This is a genomic window from Fibrobacter sp. UWB13, from assembly GCF_900177805.1.
In the GTDB taxonomy this organism is placed as follows: domain Bacteria; phylum Fibrobacterota; class Fibrobacteria; order Fibrobacterales; family Fibrobacteraceae; genus Fibrobacter.
In genome coordinates, this window is sequence record NZ_FXAX01000004.1 from 157,273 (window position 1) to 177,084 (window position 19,812).

General features: G+C 49.6%; 18 protein-coding genes. 5 read left to right on the forward strand and 13 right to left on the reverse strand.

From position 1 onward, the window contains the following. Positions 1-3: 3 nt before the first annotated feature. Positions 4-2,316 (reverse strand): ligand-binding sensor domain-containing protein, encoded by a 2,313-nt coding sequence (locus B9Y77_RS14210; protein WP_085492120.1) that lies wholly within the window; start codon positions 2,314-2,316, stop codon positions 4-6. A 29-nt stretch (positions 2,317-2,345) separates the two neighbouring features. Further along, on the reverse strand, positions 2,346-2,993 hold the full coding sequence (locus B9Y77_RS14215; protein ID WP_244536642.1) for an RNA polymerase sigma factor: 648 nt from the start codon (positions 2,991-2,993) through the stop codon (positions 2,346-2,348). A gap of 127 nt (positions 2,994-3,120) precedes the next feature. Between B9Y77_RS14215 and B9Y77_RS14220 the strand changes: the two genes are divergently transcribed. Further along, complete coding sequence (locus B9Y77_RS14220; RefSeq protein ID WP_085492121.1) at positions 3,121-4,932, forward strand: protein-disulfide reductase DsbD family protein; 1,812 nt, start codon at positions 3,121-3,123, stop codon at positions 4,930-4,932. A gap of 86 nt (positions 4,933-5,018) precedes the next feature. On the opposite strand, the gene glgA is transcribed toward B9Y77_RS14220, so the two are convergent. The 7 genes from glgA to B9Y77_RS14255 all read right to left on the reverse strand — a co-directional run bounded on the left by glgA (position 5,019) and on the right by B9Y77_RS14255 (position 12,752). Beyond that, positions 5,019-6,251, reverse strand: coding sequence for a glycogen synthase (gene glgA, locus B9Y77_RS14225; RefSeq protein ID WP_085492122.1), 1,233 nt, complete (start codon positions 6,249-6,251; stop codon positions 5,019-5,021). Positions 6,252-6,448: 197 nt separating this feature from the next. Next, positions 6,449-7,756 (reverse strand): poly(ethylene terephthalate) hydrolase family protein, encoded by a 1,308-nt coding sequence (locus B9Y77_RS14230; RefSeq protein WP_085492123.1) that lies wholly within the window; start codon positions 7,754-7,756, stop codon positions 6,449-6,451. Positions 7,757-7,932: 176 nt separating this feature from the next. Beyond that, positions 7,933-9,114 (reverse strand): poly(ethylene terephthalate) hydrolase family protein, encoded by a 1,182-nt coding sequence (locus B9Y77_RS14235; protein ID WP_085492124.1) that lies wholly within the window; start codon positions 9,112-9,114, stop codon positions 7,933-7,935. A gap of 125 nt (positions 9,115-9,239) precedes the next feature. Continuing rightward, a complete protein-coding gene (folE, locus tag B9Y77_RS14240; RefSeq protein ID WP_073425275.1) occupies positions 9,240-9,806 on the reverse strand; it encodes a GTP cyclohydrolase I FolE in 567 nt (188 codons plus the stop codon). 76 nt (positions 9,807-9,882) lie between these two features. After that, positions 9,883-10,473: a nitroreductase gene (locus B9Y77_RS14245; RefSeq protein WP_085492125.1), complete on the reverse strand. Its 591-nt coding sequence runs from the start codon at positions 10,471-10,473 to the stop codon at positions 9,883-9,885. A 20-nt stretch (positions 10,474-10,493) separates the two neighbouring features. Continuing rightward, a complete protein-coding gene (argA, locus tag B9Y77_RS14250) occupies positions 10,494-11,852 on the reverse strand; it encodes an amino-acid N-acetyltransferase (protein ID WP_073425272.1) in 1,359 nt (452 codons plus the stop codon). Between the two features lie 102 nt (positions 11,853-11,954). Then, positions 11,955-12,752, reverse strand: coding sequence for an FKBP-type peptidyl-prolyl cis-trans isomerase (locus B9Y77_RS14255; RefSeq protein WP_254900058.1), 798 nt, complete (start codon positions 12,750-12,752; stop codon positions 11,955-11,957). A 189-nt stretch (positions 12,753-12,941) separates the two neighbouring features. Here B9Y77_RS14255 and B9Y77_RS14260 point away from each other — a divergent pair, with 189 nt between their 5' ends. The 3 genes from B9Y77_RS14260 (at position 12,942) to B9Y77_RS14270 (ending at position 15,146) form a co-directional block, all read left to right on the forward strand. Beyond that, entirely contained in the window at positions 12,942-13,193 is a 252-nt protein-coding gene (locus B9Y77_RS14260) for a hypothetical protein (RefSeq protein ID WP_085492126.1), read from the forward strand. Between the two features lie 157 nt (positions 13,194-13,350). Next, the gene (gene folD / locus B9Y77_RS14265) at positions 13,351-14,190 is read left to right on the forward strand and encodes a bifunctional methylenetetrahydrofolate dehydrogenase/methenyltetrahydrofolate cyclohydrolase FolD (RefSeq protein ID WP_085492127.1); all 840 of its coding nucleotides are present in this window, start codon (positions 13,351-13,353) and stop codon (positions 14,188-14,190) included. Beyond that, complete coding sequence (locus B9Y77_RS14270; RefSeq protein WP_085492128.1) at positions 14,190-15,146, forward strand: alginate O-acetyltransferase AlgX-related protein; 957 nt, start codon at positions 14,190-14,192, stop codon at positions 15,144-15,146. The genes folD and B9Y77_RS14270 overlap by 1 nt, the downstream gene beginning before the upstream one ends. Before the next feature lie 22 nt (positions 15,147-15,168). Here the strand turns inward: B9Y77_RS14270 and B9Y77_RS14275 are convergent, their stop codons facing one another. Genes B9Y77_RS14275 through B9Y77_RS15825 form a run of 4 tightly spaced genes read right to left on the reverse strand, consistent with a single transcriptional unit; the run spans position 15,169 to position 19,453 of the window. Further along, on the reverse strand, positions 15,169-16,155 hold the full coding sequence (locus B9Y77_RS14275) for an SIR2 family protein (RefSeq protein WP_085492129.1): 987 nt from the start codon (positions 16,153-16,155) through the stop codon (positions 15,169-15,171). 34 nt (positions 16,156-16,189) lie between these two features. After that, positions 16,190-16,867 carry a histidine phosphatase family protein gene (locus B9Y77_RS14280; RefSeq protein WP_085492130.1) on the reverse strand — a complete coding sequence of 226 codons (678 nt, stop codon included), beginning with the start codon at positions 16,865-16,867 and terminating at the stop codon, positions 16,190-16,192. Positions 16,868-16,910: 43 nt separating this feature from the next. Further along, positions 16,911-17,456, reverse strand: a complete 546-nt coding sequence (locus B9Y77_RS14285; protein ID WP_085492131.1) for a phosphatase PAP2 family protein — start codon at positions 17,454-17,456, stop codon at positions 16,911-16,913. 20 nt (positions 17,457-17,476) lie between these two features. Then, on the reverse strand, positions 17,477-19,453 hold the full coding sequence (locus B9Y77_RS15825; protein WP_176221780.1) for an FISUMP domain-containing protein: 1,977 nt from the start codon (positions 19,451-19,453) through the stop codon (positions 17,477-17,479). A gap of 75 nt (positions 19,454-19,528) precedes the next feature. Between B9Y77_RS15825 and B9Y77_RS16090 the strand changes: the two genes are divergently transcribed. Next, positions 19,529-19,672: a hypothetical protein gene (locus tag B9Y77_RS16090; RefSeq protein ID WP_176221781.1), complete on the forward strand. Its 144-nt coding sequence runs from the start codon at positions 19,529-19,531 to the stop codon at positions 19,670-19,672. The last annotated feature ends 140 nt before the right edge of the window (positions 19,673-19,812 follow it).

Here is a 19,812-nt window from a genome sequence, read left to right on the forward strand (position 1 = left end):
AAATCAATGGATGACCAGGAGTTTTCCTTTTTTAACCTTGGATTTTCCACGAATAATATACTGATAGACACCTGGAGCCACAATATTTCCATTATCCATCCGGCCATCCCATTCGGCACGACCACCGACAACGCGTTCATTGGCAAGTGTCGCCACCAGTCGACCACCCCTATTGTAAATGTTGATGACAGCATCATCCGAGATGTTGTTGAACAACACATACTGATGTCTATTCGGGCGGAAGGGATTCGGGAATACCTTGACTTCTTCACGGGCAGCATCGGTCATGTTGCCTTCCGTACTGCGCAAGTCATTCCTCGTGTAACGGGTAACACCGTTATCATGAGCAAACCAGACATAACCGAGCAGCGAGTCAATAGCCACATCCTGGACTCTATCGCTCAGAAGACCATGCCATGTCGTAAAATGGGTTACAGACAATGTATCCGGATTTGTCACTCGCGGAGTCAAGCGGTACGCTCCGTTCGTCGAAGTTCCAACCCAGAGGTTTCCACGGCTATCCACATCAATACTTGTAAAACTTGCACTTGTAAGGCCGTTTGTAGAAAGCGGAGTTCTCAGAGAATCCTGCTCTTCGTTCCAATATGCAAGCGAAGACGCCGTTACTATCCAGAAATAATCCGTCTTCGGTTCATAAACCATGTCCAGCGGAGTGGATGGCGTTCCGTAATAGTTCTTTACCTGAATCTTTGACTTTTTCAACTCACCGCCCATCTGTTTTGGAGGTGGGAACGTAAATACATCCAAGCCACCATCGGCATCCGTCGTCAGCTCCTTACGAGTACCGACATAAACTTTCCAATCGCCAGTTTCCTTGTCAATGCGGGCGACCATCGGTCCACCAAGCATTGCACTGCCGATATTGTTTGCGCAAGAGATATTGCCGTTCAGGTCTACATAGATGAGGCTGTACCCACTGTTCGAGCCCGACGTCGTAAGGAATCCATTGTTATCCGGAGCGGGGATCGTCCACACCGCCACAGTGTATGGCGTCTTGGGATTTTCCAGAATGTTGTCCATGCAAAGACCTTCTGTCGCCATAAAGGACGTTTCCAGAGATTCGCCCCACTGGGAATACATGAAATAGCCCTGTCCCCAGATATGGTAGAATACCGTACCATCAGGAATGACCGACAACGTTTTCATATTGTGACCTAGAGCATCCGTGTTATTGCCAATAGCACTAGGCAAAGCGAGCTTAGGTTCACTCCATTCGTTACCAAAATTACGCGAGAAAAGACCTTTCTTGGAAGCAGCTAAGACTCCTCCTCCCGGAAGTACCTGAAGTTCGTAGGCGCCTCCAACGGCAAACTTCTTGTACTCGATCAATTCCGAAAGCTTGCGACCATCGTAATAGAATATATCGTTAGGCCCTGCCAAAATTGCCTTACCCGAAGGCTGCAACGAAACCCAACAGACTTTAGACTGTAAATAAGGATGACGTATCGTATCATTCTTGATAATTTTCACAGACTCCTTTTTTTCATACAAGACCGAATCTTCCAACGCATGTCCACGGAGAGTGACTAGCGGAGCATCCGACGAAATCACAGAGAACGTATCAAGAGCGACAACCGTCTCGCCATCCTTGTCCCAAATTCTCATGCCTTCCGAAGGGAACGTCATGAGCTTACCATTCTTCCATGCGATATCCTTAATGTCATAGCCTTTGTTAGATGCAGATTTTACGACACTCCAGGAATCCTGATTATAAAGCTGCACATCCGATTCCAGATTTTCCCAGTCCATCTTGCGCACGTAAAGAGATTGACCGACAGCGACAAACAGGGAATCCCCGCGAACCTTCATGGCACTAATAGATTCCGACGTCAAGCTCACATCCGAAATACGATCCACAGTGATAATTGACGTCAACGTCTTGAGGTTAAAAAACGAGAGGCGGTTTTCGAACGCAATCGTCAAAACGGAGCCGGACAAACAAACCATGCCAGGGATCACATACACTTTGTTGCTTGCGTAGGAACGGCTAAGGACTTGCCAGTAACCGTTTACCATCGTCGAAATGATACCGAAGTCGCTCACGGCAAAGATTTCATTTTCCGAAACGACCACCGCACTTATGGACTGGTCGCCAAGACCATTCGACGTCGTGTACAAGTCATCTGCGGTATTCGTCCTGTAACGGACGCCGCCACCCGTTGCCATCAGCAAGCCGTCGCCATAAGGCGCAGCCGACTTGATCGGAAGCGGGCTTGAAAAATTGAGCCAGCCATCAACGGCAAAAGCGGTTGTGGCGAGAGCGAGGATACAGATAAGCTTTGACAATATTTTCACATTCTAAAATTACAAATTTTAAAAACTTTTCAACCGGCATATTCAATAATTTCTCGCAATGAGGCGTCCCGACCAAAAACCATTTTTAACAATTCCTTTTGTTGGACCATCTTTTCCCGCATTTTTTCAAACGCTTTTATTCGGCGCCTTGTAATTCCCGTTCTAGAAAGTCCTATCAAGTTACTCAATTCATCTGTATTATAGCCTACAATCGAAAGTTCCACGATCATCTTTTCTAGCGGACTCAATACCGAAAGCAGGCTTGAAAGCTCCCCTATAATAGCGCTGACGTTAACATCCTCATCGGGCAGCGAATGCTCCAAGTTTTCAGATGCCGTATAACGCTCCATGCGGTCGTACAGAATCGAAAGCGGAATTTCCCGGTTCCATCCCCTTTTCCGATAGCCGCTATAATGGCAATTCAACAGAACCGTCTGAAACCATGGCAACAAATGGACTCCGTTGTTCAACTCACTTGCCTTTTGGCAAAAACGGAGCGCCACCTCCTGAAACAAGTCGTCCGCCTCGTCTTTTAAGCCGCACTTTTTCAAACACAATTTGTATATTCTGTAGGAATATTTTTTCCAAACACTACCTACCCAATCGCGGGGTTGGTCACAAAGGAAACCCGTATATGACATAAATGTTTTATTTCCAATATTTTCTACTTCTTTCAACGGGACTTAATTTATGAAAATTTTAGACAAATTTAAGGAATTTGGAAATTTTGCAAACAACCGTTTGCAAAAAACGTCATTTTGCATGCTATTGTTTGCAACGGCTATTTTTGCGGAAGAGTTCAACATGAACAATATGCCGCCTCCAGAAGCTGGCATGAAGTATTCTGTGGGGGCTTTGCAGAAAGGTTCGAGCGTTACTGTTGAAATCGAAATTCCGGATAACTGGCATGTAAACGCAAATGTTGCCGCCGATGAATTTTTAAAACCCTCGTCTATCGAGATTTCGGCAAAGGGCATTCACTTTGGAGAGCCCAAATGGCCAGAACCGATCAAGGAATACAGCGAAGCCTTGGATCTCGAGAATCTCGTGTTCAAAGGACTCTTCCAAATCACGCTCCCGGTCGATAGCGTCGAAGATGATTACGACAGCTTGACGACCAAGGCAACATTCCATTACCAGGCATGCGACAATTCGATTTGCCTCGCTCCATCGCAAGTGACATTTGGACTTGGACCGCTCGGGTTTACAAAAAAAAGCGCATCGCGAGATGATGCAACTGCTCCTGGAGCCAAAAGTGCTACAAACTCTACAGTGAAAACGGGCGGAAACGCCGCTGCAAATGCCACCGGGAATGTGATCAATGCGCCAAGCGCTGCTGGGAATACCACAGAAGGTGCCGCCGGAACGTTCATTTTGCTTTTGTCCGCACTGTTCGGTGGCTTAATTCTGAACTTGATGCCGTGCGTGCTTCCCGTGCTTTCGCTAAAGCTTTTCAGCTTGATCAAGCAGTCTCGTGAGAGCCGCCGGCGCCTGCTTATGCTAGGCGCCACGACAACCCTCGGGATACTTGTGAGTTTCTGGACGCTCGCCGGGGTTGTCGCCGCCGTCAAGGCGGGCGGCGGAAATGCAGGCTGGGGCATGCAATTCCAGAGCGCTGGATTCATTGCATTCATGGTCGTGATTCTGAGCGCCTTTGCGATGAGCTTTTTTGGAGTCTTTGAAATTTGGCTTCCCGGAAGCGCCACCACCAAGATGGACAAGGCTGGGCACAAGCAGGGCTTTTGGGGCGCATTTTTCACAGGCGCACTCCTCGTGCTTTTGAGCACACCGTGCTCTGCACCGTTTCTCGGTACAGCGATGGGTTTTGCATTTACCGCATCGACCCCTGTGCTGTTTTTGTTTTTCACCGCAGCAGGCATCGGGCTTGCACTCCCCTACATGCTCGTAAGTGCGTTTCCGAAAGTCCTGAAAGTTTTTCCGAAACCGGGCGCATGGATGGTCACGCTCCAGAAAATCATGGGCGTTCTTTTGCTCGGCACAGTCGTATGGCTCTTGTGGGTTGTGCATGAACAAGCCGGAAACGTCGGCGTAGGCATCTTCGCCGCCATTTCACTTTTGAGCATCGCCATGAGTTTTGCGATAGGAAACATCGCCCCACCGGGCGTCGCGTTCTTTCGCGAAGTGCTCTCCGTTGGCGGCGCCGTTGTAATCCTTGCCATTATCTGGTTTGCATTTGCATCGCCAAAGTTCGAAGCCGAAGTCGATGCAATTTTCAAGGCAAGGTCAGTACAGCTCGTCACCGAAGATGGCTGGTACCGCTACACGCCAGAACTCATCGAAGAATTTGCGAAGTCCGGTCGTACCGTATTCATTGACGCCACCGCCGACTGGTGCCTCACTTGCAAGGCAAACGAAGCTGCCGTCCTCAACCGCGATGATTTCAAGCACGCCATGGACAGTCTGAATGTCGCCCGCGTCAAGGCTGACTGGACTCGCGAAACACCCGAAGTCACAGCGCTCCTGCGCAGCATGGGCAAGTCCGGCGTCCCCGCCTACGCCATCTACCCCGCAGGCGATGCAAGCAAGCAAATCGTTCTCCCAGAACTCCTTACGACAAGCGCGATTGTGGAGAAGATTGTAGACGGTAGACTGTAAAATTGATAGTGGTCAAAAAAAAGGTGGCTTGAAGCCACCTTTTTTCGCTTTACTGGCGAAGCCGGAATAAATCCGGCATGACAACATTAAACGCGCTTGCCTTCACGCTTGTAGCGTTCGATGCATTCCTGGTAGAAGTCGAATGTCTGCTTGGCAATCGTCTTCCAGCTGAACACGTCAATGGCGCGCTTGCGGCTGACTTCGCCCATCTTCTTTGCAAGTTCCGGATTCTCGAGAATCTTGTTGAGCTTGTTCGCAAAGTCCGTCTGGAAAGTCTTCGGATCAGCAGGTTCAAAGATCTTTTCGGAAACCGGCTTGAGCGGCACGAGGTAACCCGTTTCGCCATCGACGATGATTTCCGGAATGCCACCGACAGCAGAGCCAACGACCGGCGTTCCGCAGCTCATGGCTTCGAGATTGATAATGCCGAACGGTTCATAAAGAGACGGCGTCGCAAAAACGGTTGCATGGCTATAGAGCACGCGAAGTTCCGTATGCGGCACAGCGTCCTGAATCCACACGACTCCATCACGTGTCTTCTGGACTTCTTCAATCAAGCGCTTGCATTCATCGGCAAGTTCCTGCGTGTCCGGCGCACCGGCGCAAAGCACCACCTGAGCATTCTTGTCGATCTGCGGGATTGCCTGAATGAGCTGGCTGATGCCCTTCTGGCGCGTAATACGGCCCACAAAGAGCACGAACGGACGCTTCGGATCCACGCCCCACTTCTTCAAGATTTCTTCATCGAACGTCGGCTTGTAAAAATCCGGATCGATACCGTTGTAGATAACCTTCACGCGATCTTCCGGCACGCCGTAAAGCTTCATCACATCGCGCTTCATGCCTTCGCTCACGGCAATCACGCCGTCAGCAGCTTCGTAAGCGGTGCGTTCAATCCAGCAGCTCATGTTATAGCCGCCGTCACCGAGCTGTTCCGCTTTCCACGGACGGTGCGGTTCGAGCGAGTGCGTCGTCAAAATAAGCGGGCACTGCAAAAGGCGACTTGCAACCACGCCACCGAAATGGCTGTACCACGTATGGCAATGAATCACATCGATATCCTTGAGCGAGGACATCCACTGCAAATTAATATCGAGCGGCTTCAAGATTTTCTTGAAACGTTCATCAGCCGGATTATGTTCTAGCTTCTGGCTAAAACCAATGGCTCGGATATTGTCTGCATCGTCGTTCTGCGGACCAAAGCAGCGTGCTTCGATGTGGCAGAGCTTGGAAAGTTCTTGGCTCAGGAACTTGACGTGGATACCTGCACCGCCATAGATTTCTGGCGGAAACTCATTAGTAAGGATAGCAGCGTTCATAATACAGCAAACAGTGTTTAGTGGACAGGGGTTCGGTAAATGTCCGCAAACTGTTTTCGTGAATAATTATAAAAAATTGTATAAGGAGATGCCCTATCAAGTCTGGCATGACAATAATATTTGCGGGCATGACAAGCGTAAAACAAACACCTCGACCATGAAGATCGAGGCGCTTGGTGTTTGGAGTGTTTAAGAGATTAGAAGTTCTTGCACTGGCCCTTCCAATTGCCGCGTTCGCCAACAATCGGGCCATTGATGTACTTGCCACTAGAGCCAACGAAATCAGCCTTGCGGTTGTCTTCGCCACCGAGGTGCCAACGCATCCATGCAACCGTTGCAGCCATGCCGCCCCACGGACCAGAACCATGGCCCCAGCCGCATTCACCCTGCTGGCATTCATTGCCCTGACCGCCCGTCATCTTGATGAGGCATGCCGGAGCCTTGACGCCCCGGTTGTTATAGTCAGCTTCGGCGTTCGGGCGTTCCATGCCGCCTTCGCCATAAACAATACCGATAGTCTTGCTTGTAGAAACCTGAGACATAGCCGTATGTCCGAGGTCACCACTATTGTTGAGCATGGCGGTAATCACACGGTCGTCCTTGATGAGGGCCTGTTCAGATTCGAGACCGCCCATGGAGTGACCGGAGCAACCGACCTTCGTCATATCAAGCTTCTGGTACAGAGGATCATTCGGATCCTTGTTCTTCTTTTCGAGCCAGTTGAGGGCAGGAATTGCCTGGGTTGCGTTACCCGGAGATTCACGGAGTGCTATCACGACAAAGCCGTGAGAAGCGAGACGACGGATAATACCACCGTATGCACCCGGTTCCGTGCCGCCACCCGGACCCCACACGACAACAGCGTGCTTCTGGTCGTTAGAAAGCTGTTCCGGATAAGCAAGGATTCCACCGCCATCGTGACCGGTGCGTTCAATGTACTTGACCTTCAACTGGTCCTTCGTCTCGTCCGTGCCTTCGGCAAGGAAAACACCCTTCGGCTTAGCTGCTTCGCTGGAGCTCGATTCGACCTTTTCTTCAGAACTGGAGGAGCTTACAGCAGGAGCCTTTTCAGAACTAGAACTTACAGCCGGTGCGGTAGCAGAGCTCGATGCCGGAGCGTCACCGCAGGCGTTCGGCAAGCTAGAAGCCAAGCACTTGTCATCAGAACTAGAGCTTGCAGCAACATCTGCAGAAGATTCTGCGCCCGGAGCAGCTGCGCTGCTGGATCCTGCCTGCGGCCCAACATCCGCACTAGAACCCGGAACAGTTGCACTGGAGCCAGCTTCAACAGTCGTACCAGAAGTCGGCTGAGCGGCATCAGAGCTAGAAATTTCTGCGCCAGCAGACCACCGAGAGTCAGAACTCGTGCCCGGCTGAACTTCTCCGGCAGAGCTAGACGACAAGCTGGCAGTAAAATCGCTAATTGCAGACGTGACATCGTCACCGCAATTTAGGAAGACCAAAGAACTGGCCAACACCACAGTTTTTAAGAGTTTAGATTTCATTTTGTTCTCCTATTTTTCCCATAACCTGTATAGAAAGTACCTTATAATATCATCGAAATTTCATGTTTTGAACAAAGTCTCGTGGATAAAAAGTCCAAAGGTAAACAAAAGAAAACGCCTCGATCGTAATGACCGAGACGCTTGGTTGTTGGAGTGTGGAAATGATTATGAATTAATTAGAAATTCTTACATTGGGTTTTCCATTTGCCCTGCTTACCGATGATGCTTCCATCGATATACTTGCCAGTCGTACCCACAAAATCTGCCTGACGTTCGTTTTCGCCACCGAGCTGCCAGCGCATCCAGGCAATCGTTGCCGCCATGCCGTCCCAGGAACCGGAACCATGGCCGTAACCGCCTTCGGAATTGTTCTTCGGACCGCCCGTCATTTCGATCAGGCAAGACTTGATATCCGTTGCCGTTTCGTAATCCTTGATGGCGTTCGGCTTTTCCATGCCAACTTCACCATAAAGCACCGCAGCCGTTTTTTCTTTCGGGAAATTCTTGATGACACCGCCATTCTTGTCACCGCTATTGTTGAGGAATGCGGTAAACACGCGCTTGTCCTTGATGGCTGCCTGCTCCGATTCCAAGCCGCCCATCGAATGCCCAGAGCAACCGACCTTCGTCAATTCAAGCTTCTGGTAGAACGGGTCGTTGGAATCCTTGTTCTTGTTTTCGAGCCAGTCAATCGCCTTGGAAGCCTGCGTTGCATCGCCCGGCGAAACGCTCAAGGCAATCACGACAAAACCATGCGAAGCGAGTCTGCGGATCATGCCTTCGTAAGCGCCCGGTTCCGTGCCGCCGCCCGGCCCCCACACGACAACGCCGTGTTTCTGGTCGCTAGAAAGCTGTTCCGGATAAGCTAAAATACCCTTATTATCCCAACCCGTATTTGTCTTGTAAACGACCTTCAGCTGGTCCTTTTCTTCTTCCTTACCGCTCGCAAGGAAAATGCCCTTTGGAGCTTCGCTCGAACTAGAAACCTGTTCGCTGGAACTCGACTGAGCCTCGGAAGAACTGGACGCCACATCGCCTGAGCTAGACTGCACATCAGAAGAGCTGCTCGGAGCATCTGCCGAACTCACCGGAGCTTCGTCGGAACTCGATGCAGGCGCAATTTCGGAGCTAGAGGTCGGTGCAATATCAGAACTAGAGACCGGCGCATCACCGCAAGCGTTCGGCAAACTTGATGCCAAGCACTTGTCATCAGAGCTGGAACTTTCAGCCGTAGATTCTATGCTTGATGAAGAAATATCACCAGTAGACGATAACGGAGAAGTTGCAGAATCGTCCCCGCAGTTGATAAAGGCAATGGCACTTGCCAAAATCACACCCTTAAAAATCTTTGATTTCATTTTAGGCACTCCTTTTTTTACCAAGACCTTAATCCCATCCTTCAATAAAATACCCCCAAAAAAGCCCCGTGATCAAAATCACAGGGCACGTTTCGTTGACAAAAAGTCCAAAGCTAAAAAGGAGATTAACGCGGGGCGTAGATGCGGGACATGAATTCGGCGCGAGTCTTTTCGTCCGTCTTGAAGCGTCCGAGGAGCTGCGTCGTGACCATCATGGCACCCGGCTTTTTCACACCACGCATCGTCATGCACATGTGCGAAGCTTCGAGAACCACGGCAACGCCCTTCGGCTGGAGCACTTTTTGAATAAGTTCTGCAATCTGGCGCGTCATGCGTTCCTGAATCTGCGGCATGCGAGCGTAATATTCCACCACGCGCGGGATCTTCGAAAGACCGACCACACAATCACCCGGAATATAGGCCACGTGAGCCTTGCCTGTAAACGGCAAAAAGTGGTGTTCGCACATGCTTGCAAACTGGATGTCCGGCACGATAATCATTTCATCGTACTTTTCGTGGAAACGCGTCTTGAGGATGTCTTCGGCCTTCATTTCACCCGTAAGGCTAGTCATGAGCTCGGCGTACATCTTTGCAACACGTTTCGGCGTATCGATAAGGCCTTCGCGGTTAGGGTCTTCGCCCATGCCTTCCAGAATCATCCGGAAGCCGTCTTCCATTTTCTTAAAATCCATAATGTACCCGCAAGCGATGAGGTATGAAGTCGGTTGCCTTCGGCATCCGTCGAGCGCAAAGATAGCAAAAAAGAGCTTACACGAAAACGACTTCGTTGCCTGTGCGAGGAGTTTCCGCGCGGTTCGGGAGTCCTGATTCCGTATCGGCATAGCCAATCGCCACAGAAGCGTAAACGCGTTCATCTTCCTTAAGACCAAGACCGCGCAGGTATTCCAAAAGCGTCGGGTCTTCATTCAGCCACTTGAGCTGATTGATGTAGCAACTGCCAAGGTTGAGTTCATTCGCGGCAAGCATCATGTTTTCGACAGCGCAGGCGACATCCGCCATGTTGTTGCCATATTCTTTTTTATTCGCAACGACGATAAGCACAGGCGCAGTATAGCAGAAAGAATAATTGCCCTTGCGCGAAAGCGTGATAGAATTCTTGAGGCTCTTGTAAAGGTCTTCGCGAAGTTCCATCGCTGCAAATGCGGACTGCACGAGTTCCTTGAGCTTTGCAATCACCGCCGCATCCGAAATCACGAAAAAGCGATTACCTTGCGCGTTACCGCCGGTCGGTCCGAATTGTCCCGCTTCGGCAATCAGTTTTAACTTTTCGATTTCAACAGGTTGCGCCTTGAACTTGCGCGTGCTGCGACGGGTCTTTATGGCTTCAAGTGTATTCATAATAAATCCTTCGAGACTCTTTACTTGTCAAGCGGGAGCATCAAAATTCTAGACTTGCGTTTTTGATTGTAGTGTTCACGCTTGGATGGCGGCAACTCATCAACAGTGCCATCGACAAACCCAAGCTGATAGAACCAATCGAGCGCCTGCGTTGTAAGCAAGAACAAAGTCTTATAGCCCTTCATACGACCAAGCGAAATCAAGTGGCGTACAATCGCATCGCCAATACCCGATTTGCGGTAGTTCGCACCGACAGCAATGCCAGCAACTTCAGCCATGCCATTTTCAAACGCATGGAGAGCACCGCAACCGTGGATGCTGTTATCGATGCTGTACACCACGTAATCAGCAAGCTTTTCAGAAATGGAGTCCTGCGTACGCGGCACCAGGTAACCCTTCGCAATATAGTCTTGCATAATGCGCAAGATATCCGGAATGTCTTCGATAGTCGCCGGGCGGATACAGGAGTACTGGTTTGCATACACCATGGTTCCGTCACCGCGAGCAGAGAACACTTCCTGCAACACGCTGCCCTGAAATTCACCGCTCAACAAATGCACACGGTTCGCACCCGCTTCGCAAGCGTTGATGGCATTCATCAGGTAATCCATTTGTGCAAAGTCGAGCACATCGGAATTGAGTTCCAGAAGTTCCTTCGCCTGGTCCACGTCCATTGCAGAAATAAGCCCGTTGTCCGTCGGTTCAAGATACTTCGTGTTCTTGCCCGTCACGAGACCTTCGAGCTTGATGCCGCTTTGGCTACCGATGAAGAACAGCTTCCCAACCTTCAAGTATTTGCAAAGTTCGGTAGCAAGTTCTGTACTAGAAATATTGTAGGCATGTCCAATCTTGTTCCAGCCAATCGGCGGGATAATCGGCACAAACTTCTCGTTCATGAGCTGTTCCAAGAGGTCGCGCTGGATGCGTTCAATGCGACCGGTGCGCATGTAGTCGACACCGTTAATCACGCCCATGCTGCGCGCCAAGATCCAGTTGCCTTGAATGCCACTGAGACCGCTCGCCGTGAGGTGGCTCATGATGCGTTGCGCAACACCCAAGGACGCCTGTTCCACAAGCGGAAGCGCCTCTTCGTTCGTGAGTCTCACGCCGTTATGGAATTCTGTCTCAAGGTCCCACGCCTTGAGCTGAGCATCGATGCTATTTCGCGTACCCGGCACGATAATGATTCGGATACCCGCCTTATGCAACAAAGCGATATCGCGCATCAGCACGGGGAACATCGGATGGTCCATCAGGCTATCGTCAATTTTCAGAACGAAAAGCTGACCTTTAAACCTATCCATATAGCCAAACACTTCACGGATGAAACCGGCTACTTCGAAGTGCTGAGAATAAAAATCGGACGCTGCGTTATTCATGGGTTAAAAAGTAGCAACAGAAAAAGCGAAGGACAGAACATCCTTCGCCATTTGAACAGAAAAAAGCCTTTTTTTGCGTGGCGTTCCGCGCATTTCGCGAAACTACTTCGCCGGGAATACCTGCAACAGCTCCACCTCGAACACAAGGAGCGCATTAGGCGGAATTAAAGGCGGAGCACCGGCTTCACCATAGGCTAAAGCACTCGGGATCCAAGCCTTTACCTTTTCACCGACCTTCATTTCCAAGAGCAAATCCTGCCAGCCTTCGATGACAGAAGTCACCGCAAATTCCATCGGGGCACCGCGCTTGACGCTATTGTCAAATTCCGTTCCGTTGAGAAGCGTTCCCACGTAATGGACTTGCACCTTGTCGGTCAGCTTCGGCTTGATTCCGGTACCTTCCTTAAGCATTAAATATTGCACGCCTTTTTTCGTGACCCAGATTCTCGGATCCTGAATATTCTTCGAAAGGAACGCCGCCTGGTCACTTAAAGCCTTACGTGCAGCAGCGGCCTCATCAATATCCTTTTGCATTTGCATCTGGTTGAGCAAGTCCTGAAGCGCAGCCTCGGACTGGGAATCCGTCATAAGGATCTCGCGAGAGGAATCTAAGACATCTCGCATGGCATCCATAAGGACATCCAGCTTAACAGGAACATTAATATTCGAAACAGCCCTGCCGAAGTCTACACCAAGCGCATAACTATAACGGTCAACCGCATTGTCCAAAAATACTTTTTGTTCCTGAGGTTCAGTTGGTTCCGGAACAGGGGTCAAATCAGGTGCACTAGAGGCTTCTTTAACCTCTGCAGGCGCAGGAACCGGATTTGAATCAACTGCGGGAGCAGATTTACTACCTCCGCAAGCCACAAGAGCGCTCCCCACAAAAAATATTGGCAAATAACGAAAAATTTTCATAAAAACGGATCCAATCCTATTTTTTATCTCTAAAAATACTTTTTTTGGCGAAAAAACGCAAAAAAATGTGAGTTTTATCTCTAATTTACTATAAATGTAAAGAAAATCACACACTAACCCTTTAATTTTTCTTACTTTTTTGCTATCTTCGCGTTGAAAGGAAAATTTACAATGAAAAACAGCTTTAAGTGTTATATTGATTCTGCAACAGCTCAAAAAAAGCTGTTCGATGAGTCTATTGATAACGTTAAAGGCGCCTTGGTTAAAGTTGTATCTGAATCCATGGTGCATAGCGATAGCGAAATGCAGGTTTTCAAAAAGCAGGAACCGGCTTATTCGACTACGGGTTGGCTCAAGGGCGCCCTTTCTTACCCCTGGGCAATCGTAAGCATCGTTATCCCATCGATTCTCGAAAACCTGTAATTCTGAAACGCCCGCCTCAAGCGGGCTTTGCTTTTTTAAGAATAACGCCTCTTTTTACTTGTCATGCCCGCCACCGAGCGGGCATCTCCTTTTTTAAAGAAAAAACACCTTTAGCGGCGAGTCTAAATTTTTTATTTTTGCAAAAAACGGAGATTTTATGGCAGCACTCATTCTCGATGGCAAGGCTCTTGCCAAGACTACTGAAGAAGAACTCAGCGCCCGCGTGGCAAAGCTCAAGGAAAAGACCGGCAAGACCCCGATTCTTGCAACGATTCTCGTGGGCGACGATCCGGCTAGCGCCACTTACGTCAAGATGAAGGGCAATGCCTGCGCTCGCGTGGGCATGGAAAGCATCCGCGTGGTGATGGACAAGAACACCACGACCGAAGAACTCCTGGGCAAGATTCAGGAACTCAACGAGAACCCAAACGTGCACGGCATCCTTTTGCAGCACCCGGTTCCGCGCCACATCGACGAACGTGCCGCCTTCGAAGCCATCGACGCCCGCAAGGACGTGGACGGTGTAACCTGCCTCGGCTTTGGCCGCATGTCCATGGGCGAGCGTGCTTACGGCTGCGCAACGCCGGCCGGCATCATGCGTCTCCTCAAGGCTTACAACATTCCGCTTTCTGGCAAGCACGCCGTGGTCGTTGGCCGCAGCGCCATCCTCGGAAAGCCGATGGCCATGATGCTCCTCAACGCGAACTGCACCGTGACCATTTGCCACAGCAAGACCGAAAACCTTCCGGAATTTGTGAAGCAAGCTGACATTTTGGTCGGCGCCGTCGGCAAGCCGGAATTCATCAAGAAGTCCTGGATCAAGCCGGGTGCAGTCGTCGTGGACGCTGGTTACCATCCGGGTGGCGTGGGCGATATCGAAAAGGGTCTCGAAGAAGTCGCCTCCGCATACACTCCGGTTCCGGGCGGTGTAGGCCCGATGACCATCAACACCCTCATCTACCAGAGCGTGGAATCCGGCGAATCGTTGATTAAGTAATGTTCAACGTCACGCGACAGGTAAAGCATTTGAAAGGCGCCCTCGTGGCGCTTTTCGCTTTGTGCGCCTTCAGCGGAGCATTCGCATCAGAACTTCAAAAGCAGATGCTGCGCGACATGAAGAAATGCGGCAGCACCACCGAAGAAGTCACTTGCGTTGTCGAAGGCAAGGACGGCTGGCTCTTTTTGCAAGAAAGCCTAGTGAACGCCACCAAGCGTTGGAACGACAACACGCCACAGATCATCGCGTTCAAGGACTCACTCGAAGCACGCGGCATCAAGCTCATCGTCGTACCCGTTCCAGACAAGCTCCTTGTCGCACCCGAGCAATATTCCGATAAGGCAAAAAAAGGAATCAAGCTCCCACAATACAATAAGTGGGTCGAGAAGCTCCGCAAGCATAACGTGACTGTCATCGACGCGCTCGGCAAGATTAAAGAACTTCACAAGAATCTTGGCACCGAGACGCCCATGTTCGAACCATACGAAAGCCACTGCACAGGTCCCGCAAGACTCGTACTCGCCAACATGGCTGCAGATTCCATCGCACCGCTCCTCTACGGCATGAACCGCAAGCGCTACCCGTTACGCGACACCATCGTCGATGGCACCGGGAACCTCTACGACTTGCTCCACGGCGAAGAAATTGAATATAAAATAAAAGAACAGAAAGTTTTGGGCACCGACGGCTACAAGTATCGCGGTTCCAAAAAAGCCCCCATCGTCATCATCGGCGATAGCAATGTAGGTCAAGGAAAATCCTACGGCGCACAAATCGGCGCATACATCGCAGCAGCAACAAGCGTCGAAACATTCACTATCAGCAAAGTCGGCGGCGGCAACATCGGCCCGCAAATGTTCAAAGGCAAGTCCAGTTTTTTGGAAGGCAAAAAGGCAGTCGTCTGGGTATTCGACGGTCGCGAGCTCTATGGGCATTTTAAAGCTCCGGAATTTTAAATTCCACAAACCCGACCAACAGCTACTTCAGCTTCTCTAAAAATTCCTTAGCGTCGCAAGACTCGACGAGACTTTCGCCAAGCAGTTTCTGCAAGCGTTGTAAGTCATGGCTGCCATCGTGTTCAAAGATGACCACCTTCTTGAAGCGGTCTCGATGACGCAACAGGAACTCCAGATTGTTGATGTCCGTCTTCGGGAAACCGTAACCGATAAAGTAAATCTCTTCGGCATTTTTCAGGTAGTAATCGGCCTTAGACCAAAGCAAGTTGAAAAGACTCCCGCGCAAGAAAGATTCCTTGGCATGCGCCATCGGAATGAAGATGGGCGTGTCTTCGCAGTAGATGGGGAAACTGCGGTCCTGCGGTTCGACTTCACAGACGTTTTTCAAATCGAGTTCGTCACTTGCGCCCTTGACGGGGAACCAATTGAGCGAGCCGTGCAGTTTGATAAGGTCTATAGTGCGGTTGGATTTGCCACGTTTTGCCGAACGGTCGGCAGGGTCAATTTTTACGCCATAATCGACGGAAACTTGTTCGCTAAGTTCCTTATCCTTGGCAATTGCAGTTTCAATAAGCGTGTCGTAATTGAACGAAAGCAACAGCGTCTCGCGAGAACCTGACGCTGAATCGTTTTCGCAAGACACCAAAAATTTCTTGAGAATCGCAGCAGCAGATTCATCAAGCACATCGTTATCGCGACGGATGACGCTTGCAATAAAACGCAACAGTTCAAAACGGAGCGATGCATGGTAAAGGCGTTCACGCTCGCCCGGGAAAATCTGCGCCGAAAGAATAGACGTTGCCAAAGGCTCAATGCCCAAATAATCGCTATCGCCGTTGCAGAGCGTCAAAAAGCGCTTGCAATAATCGCGAAAATGCGGAAACTCGTCCGGGATTCCAAAAGGGATAAGTTCGTTCAAGTCGCGGAGCGTGGGCATCTGCGGCGAGAAGGACTTGCTAAAACCAGAACCAAGTACAAAAATACGGCGATAACAATTCGATTGCATCATACCGTTAATGTATAATTTTTAAGCGAAAATGAACTTAAAAATGAAGCCAGCCCGTTTCCATGGCTGTGATGGGTGTGACTTTCACGTTACCTTTTTCAGGGCGTTCAAATGCAAGGCCCGTCAAGAAGTTCATCCAGCATTTCGGCTGGAACTTCAAATTACAAAAGTGCGAGAGGCACGGTACAATCCAGGCATCATGTGTCACGAAGATGTTAAAGCGGGAATCGCCTTTTGCAAACATCATCTCGCGCATCTGTTCGGCGCGTTCATGCAATGGGAAAAAAGCATCGTGCTCGCCGGAATCAAGCCACTCGCAGATACCTTCGTAAAAACCTTCTCGCAAAGTCTGCTCATATGCAGGCACATCACGGACAAAGAAATCGCCAAGTTCATTCAGCGGCGTGACATTCACCGAGGCACCTGAGCAAACTCCAAAGCCCGCAAGCTTGCGACCTTCACCAATGCACTTCGCCGTTTCCACGCAACGCCCGACCGGGCTCGAAAAGTACACCGCATCGCCAATCGCAGGAATCACTTTCCCAAGCGCTACCGCCTGGCGACGCCCACAATCCGTAAGCCCCACATGCGCACCAAAGTCCTTGTCGTCGGGCGTGATGTGGTTGCGTTCAGCATGGCGCAACAGCAGATAAATTTTAGAGTTCCAGTCAACCTGGGCAAAAAAATCTGAAATTTGTACGAAGTCGTTAGTCATAGGTTAGTAAAGGAGATTCCCGCTCGGAGGCGGGAATGACAAATCAAGCGCCAATAGCTGCAGAAATCGGAATCCACAAAGCGTGTCCGAGCACAAAGCTCAAGATACCAAGCAAGAATCCGCAGATAATATCCGAGAACCAGTGCACACCAAAGTACACGCGCAAAAGTCCCCACGTGAGCGGCAACAGCATCATGATCCATCCATACTGCGGCACGCAATAGAACACCGTGCTTGCCACCGCCAAGTTGTTCATCGTATGGCCCGACGGGAAGCTGTATTTGTCAAGCGGCGGGACCTCCGCCTTGATTTGCGGGTTGGCGGCAAACGGGCGCGGACGCTTAGTGCTGAGCTTGACGCCCTCGTAAATGAGAAGGCTCATCGCAAGCGAAACAAGAGCCTGCCACAGAATCGGCAAAAAACTATCCCAGCTCGTTCTCCAAATCAAAAATGCTATGAACAGAGCCCAGATATAGCCATCACCAAGGCGCACGTAAAACTTGAGGAACTTCGTCGTCTTCGCAGAAAAATGCCGGTTCGTCCAATAAACTGACACGCGATTGTCAAAATCAGAAATCTTACGAAACATTGTTATGAATTTAGTATTTATCAATTTTTCAGGCAACGCACCGAGAAGTGGTAACCCTTTTTCGTGACATCGTATTCCGGGAAAGCATCATCTCGTGCCGTAAACTCGATGTAAATATTCGAATTGTGGCTATACTGCGATTTATGGAAATTAGGGTTGTCGTCATATTCCAAATGCACCTCGGCAATCCAGAACGCAGCACTTTCTTGGTTGAAAGTCCAGCCCTTTGACGGCAAAACGGAGAAACCGGTTTCATTCGTCGCCAAGCCCTCTTCCCAACCATTCTGGGATTTCACGAGACGACTCCCCAGCAAACCAAACTTTTCTGGATAGAGCTCTGCAACTGTCGTTTGCAATGTATAGAAATCATCGAACGAAGGCATATGCCAGCCGTCCGGACAAACGCCCCGGATGCGCGAAATAGACGGAATTGTATCCTTGCTAAAATCACAATCCTCGTCATACGAGCATTCACTCATACTTTTTCCCACAGCCGCATTCCAGGTGTAAAGGCGCCCATACATCTCGCAAAAAGCAGGATCGCCACCATCGCAAAAGCTAGAATCCGCCTCGTAATTCAAGTTCTGTGCCATCCATTCCTGCTTACCGATTTTCACAGTTCTGTACACTTGATTGTCACGAGCATCCAGCAGTTCCCCATATTCCACATCAGGGTTCAAGTACGCCGTCGTAACGCACTTGTACTTGCTGCAATCGTACTTGATTGCAGGGATTGTTGTAAGCGGCTTATCGAGAGAGCCTTTCACATACTGAGAATCGGCGACAGCAATATCTTCTATTTCCAGGGACTCGGAATTTTTATCGGCATCCGTCAAGACAACATCCACAGAAAGCTTTGCTTTAGAATCCGTATAGCTGAACTCATAGGCAAGGTGGAGCGAATCTTTTTCCTGCTCGACATAATCCTGATAAGCAAGTTGTCCATTTACAAAGAACGAGACCATCAAAGTCTGGCTTTTACGCCCTATCAAGTCTTCGTATGCGTCAAAGTCAAGGGAATACTTGCGTTCATGCTGTGTCCCGTTTGACTTGACGGAATACTTCGCATTATTGACCGTAACGACCTTCGGTGCCGTATGGTCAATAAACACATCCGAATCCAGGCGCATCCCGGCAACACCCTCACGGAAGTTCCCGGCAGAATCAAGAGAAAGCGCCCACAGCAGGGAGTCGTTTCCAAATTGAGCCTCGTTCACGGCATCATGAAATTCACTGCCAGCAGCAGACCTACGCACGGCCACCATGCTTATAATATAATGCCCTTCCTTCAAGGTATCTAGAATGTCGTAGACTTTACAACTCATGTAGTCCCAATATTTAGAGCACTCCACGAGAACGGCGTTTGCCCCTGTACTATCGTATAAATAGACTCTAGCCGAAAAGTAACCCTTATATTCCGTGCCATAATGCACGCTCGCATACTTGTTTTTTACACTCACATACCATTCCATTTTCGGGAATGTCCTTATCAGGGAAAAATTGACATTGAAACCTTCTCCCCAGGCAAGCCTGTATTCTCCATCCGGAAGAGCGGGATTATCGAGACTGCTCAAGTCCGCCTCATATTTCCATTTGGTTTCCCACCTTTCGGTATCGGTTGTATCACTCAGCAGGGTTGTCTTTATAGGGACCGACCCGACTTTTTCCTTCGCGGTGGAATCAGCAGAGATCTTTACAAGCCTGTATAATGTCGCCTCGACCTTTTCCATATTGTAATGGCACCCCACATCGCTTCCGTAGGCATAGAAGCCTTTCAACGACGAAATATAATCCAAATCGATCGGCCAACCTTCCCGATAATACGGCTTGGTATCGCAACCCGTTTCTTGCTCGGAACTGCTCGATTTTTCTTTTTCGCTAGAAGAGCTACTCGTCGTTTCGGGTTCATCTATAATCGGTGAAGAAGGTTCATCATCGCCACACGCCACCAACAAGCAAAGGGCAAATAGCAATTCAAGGGAGAGCCAATTTTTCATATTCATCCTCCTAAGCACCAAAAGAAAATTACGCCTAACGTAATATACAAAAAACGCCAATTTTGCGAGCTTTTTTTGAAGAAAGACGGTATCGGTTTTGACGGCTTATCTTTCGAAATCGGCTGGCACACCCATGGCAGCGTGATGATCGTGGTGCCTTACAAGGAAATTCTGCCCTATATGGAAACTTGGGCCCGCAGAATATATGGTTTCAATTGACGCATTCGTAATCCGCCTTAGATCCCCCCGCGCCAAAATACTATTATTTAGAAAAAAGAACGGGGCAAAATGTCCTATAGACCAAAGACGATCAATCGATTAGATTCTTCGACTTCGTCCTACGGACTCCGCTCAGAATG

Excerpts from the sequence above, each read along its gene's own strand:
- B9Y77_RS14220 (WP_085492121.1), top strand. The coding sequence starts at position 3,121 with ATGAACAATATGCCGCCTCCAGAAGCTGGCATGAAGTATTCTGTGGGG.
- glgA (WP_085492122.1), bottom strand. The coding sequence starts at position 6,251 with ATGAACGCTGCTATCCTTACTAATGAGTTTCCGCCAGAAATCTATGGC.
- B9Y77_RS14230 (WP_085492123.1), bottom strand. The coding sequence starts at position 7,756 with ATGAAATCTAAACTCTTAAAAACTGTGGTGTTGGCCAGTTCTTTGGTC.
- B9Y77_RS14235 (WP_085492124.1), bottom strand. The coding sequence starts at position 9,114 with ATGAAATCAAAGATTTTTAAGGGTGTGATTTTGGCAAGTGCCATTGCC.
- folE (WP_073425275.1), bottom strand. The coding sequence starts at position 9,806 with ATGGATTTTAAGAAAATGGAAGACGGCTTCCGGATGATTCTGGAAGGC.
- B9Y77_RS14245 (WP_085492125.1), bottom strand. The coding sequence starts at position 10,473 with ATGAATACACTTGAAGCCATAAAGACCCGTCGCAGCACGCGCAAGTTC.
- argA (WP_073425272.1), bottom strand. The coding sequence starts at position 11,852 with ATGAATAACGCAGCGTCCGATTTTTATTCTCAGCACTTCGAAGTAGCC.
- B9Y77_RS14260 (WP_085492126.1), top strand. The coding sequence starts at position 12,942 with ATGAAAAACAGCTTTAAGTGTTATATTGATTCTGCAACAGCTCAAAAA.
- folD (WP_085492127.1), top strand. The coding sequence starts at position 13,351 with ATGGCAGCACTCATTCTCGATGGCAAGGCTCTTGCCAAGACTACTGAA.
- B9Y77_RS14270 (WP_085492128.1), top strand. The coding sequence starts at position 14,190 with ATGTTCAACGTCACGCGACAGGTAAAGCATTTGAAAGGCGCCCTCGTG.
- B9Y77_RS14275 (WP_085492129.1), bottom strand. The coding sequence starts at position 16,155 with ATGATGCAATCGAATTGTTATCGCCGTATTTTTGTACTTGGTTCTGGT.
- B9Y77_RS14280 (WP_085492130.1), bottom strand. The coding sequence starts at position 16,867 with ATGACTAACGACTTCGTACAAATTTCAGATTTTTTTGCCCAGGTTGAC.
- B9Y77_RS14285 (WP_085492131.1), bottom strand. The coding sequence starts at position 17,456 with ATGTTTCGTAAGATTTCTGATTTTGACAATCGCGTGTCAGTTTATTGG.
- B9Y77_RS15825 (WP_176221780.1), bottom strand. The coding sequence starts at position 19,453 with ATGAAAAATTGGCTCTCCCTTGAATTGCTATTTGCCCTTTGCTTGTTG.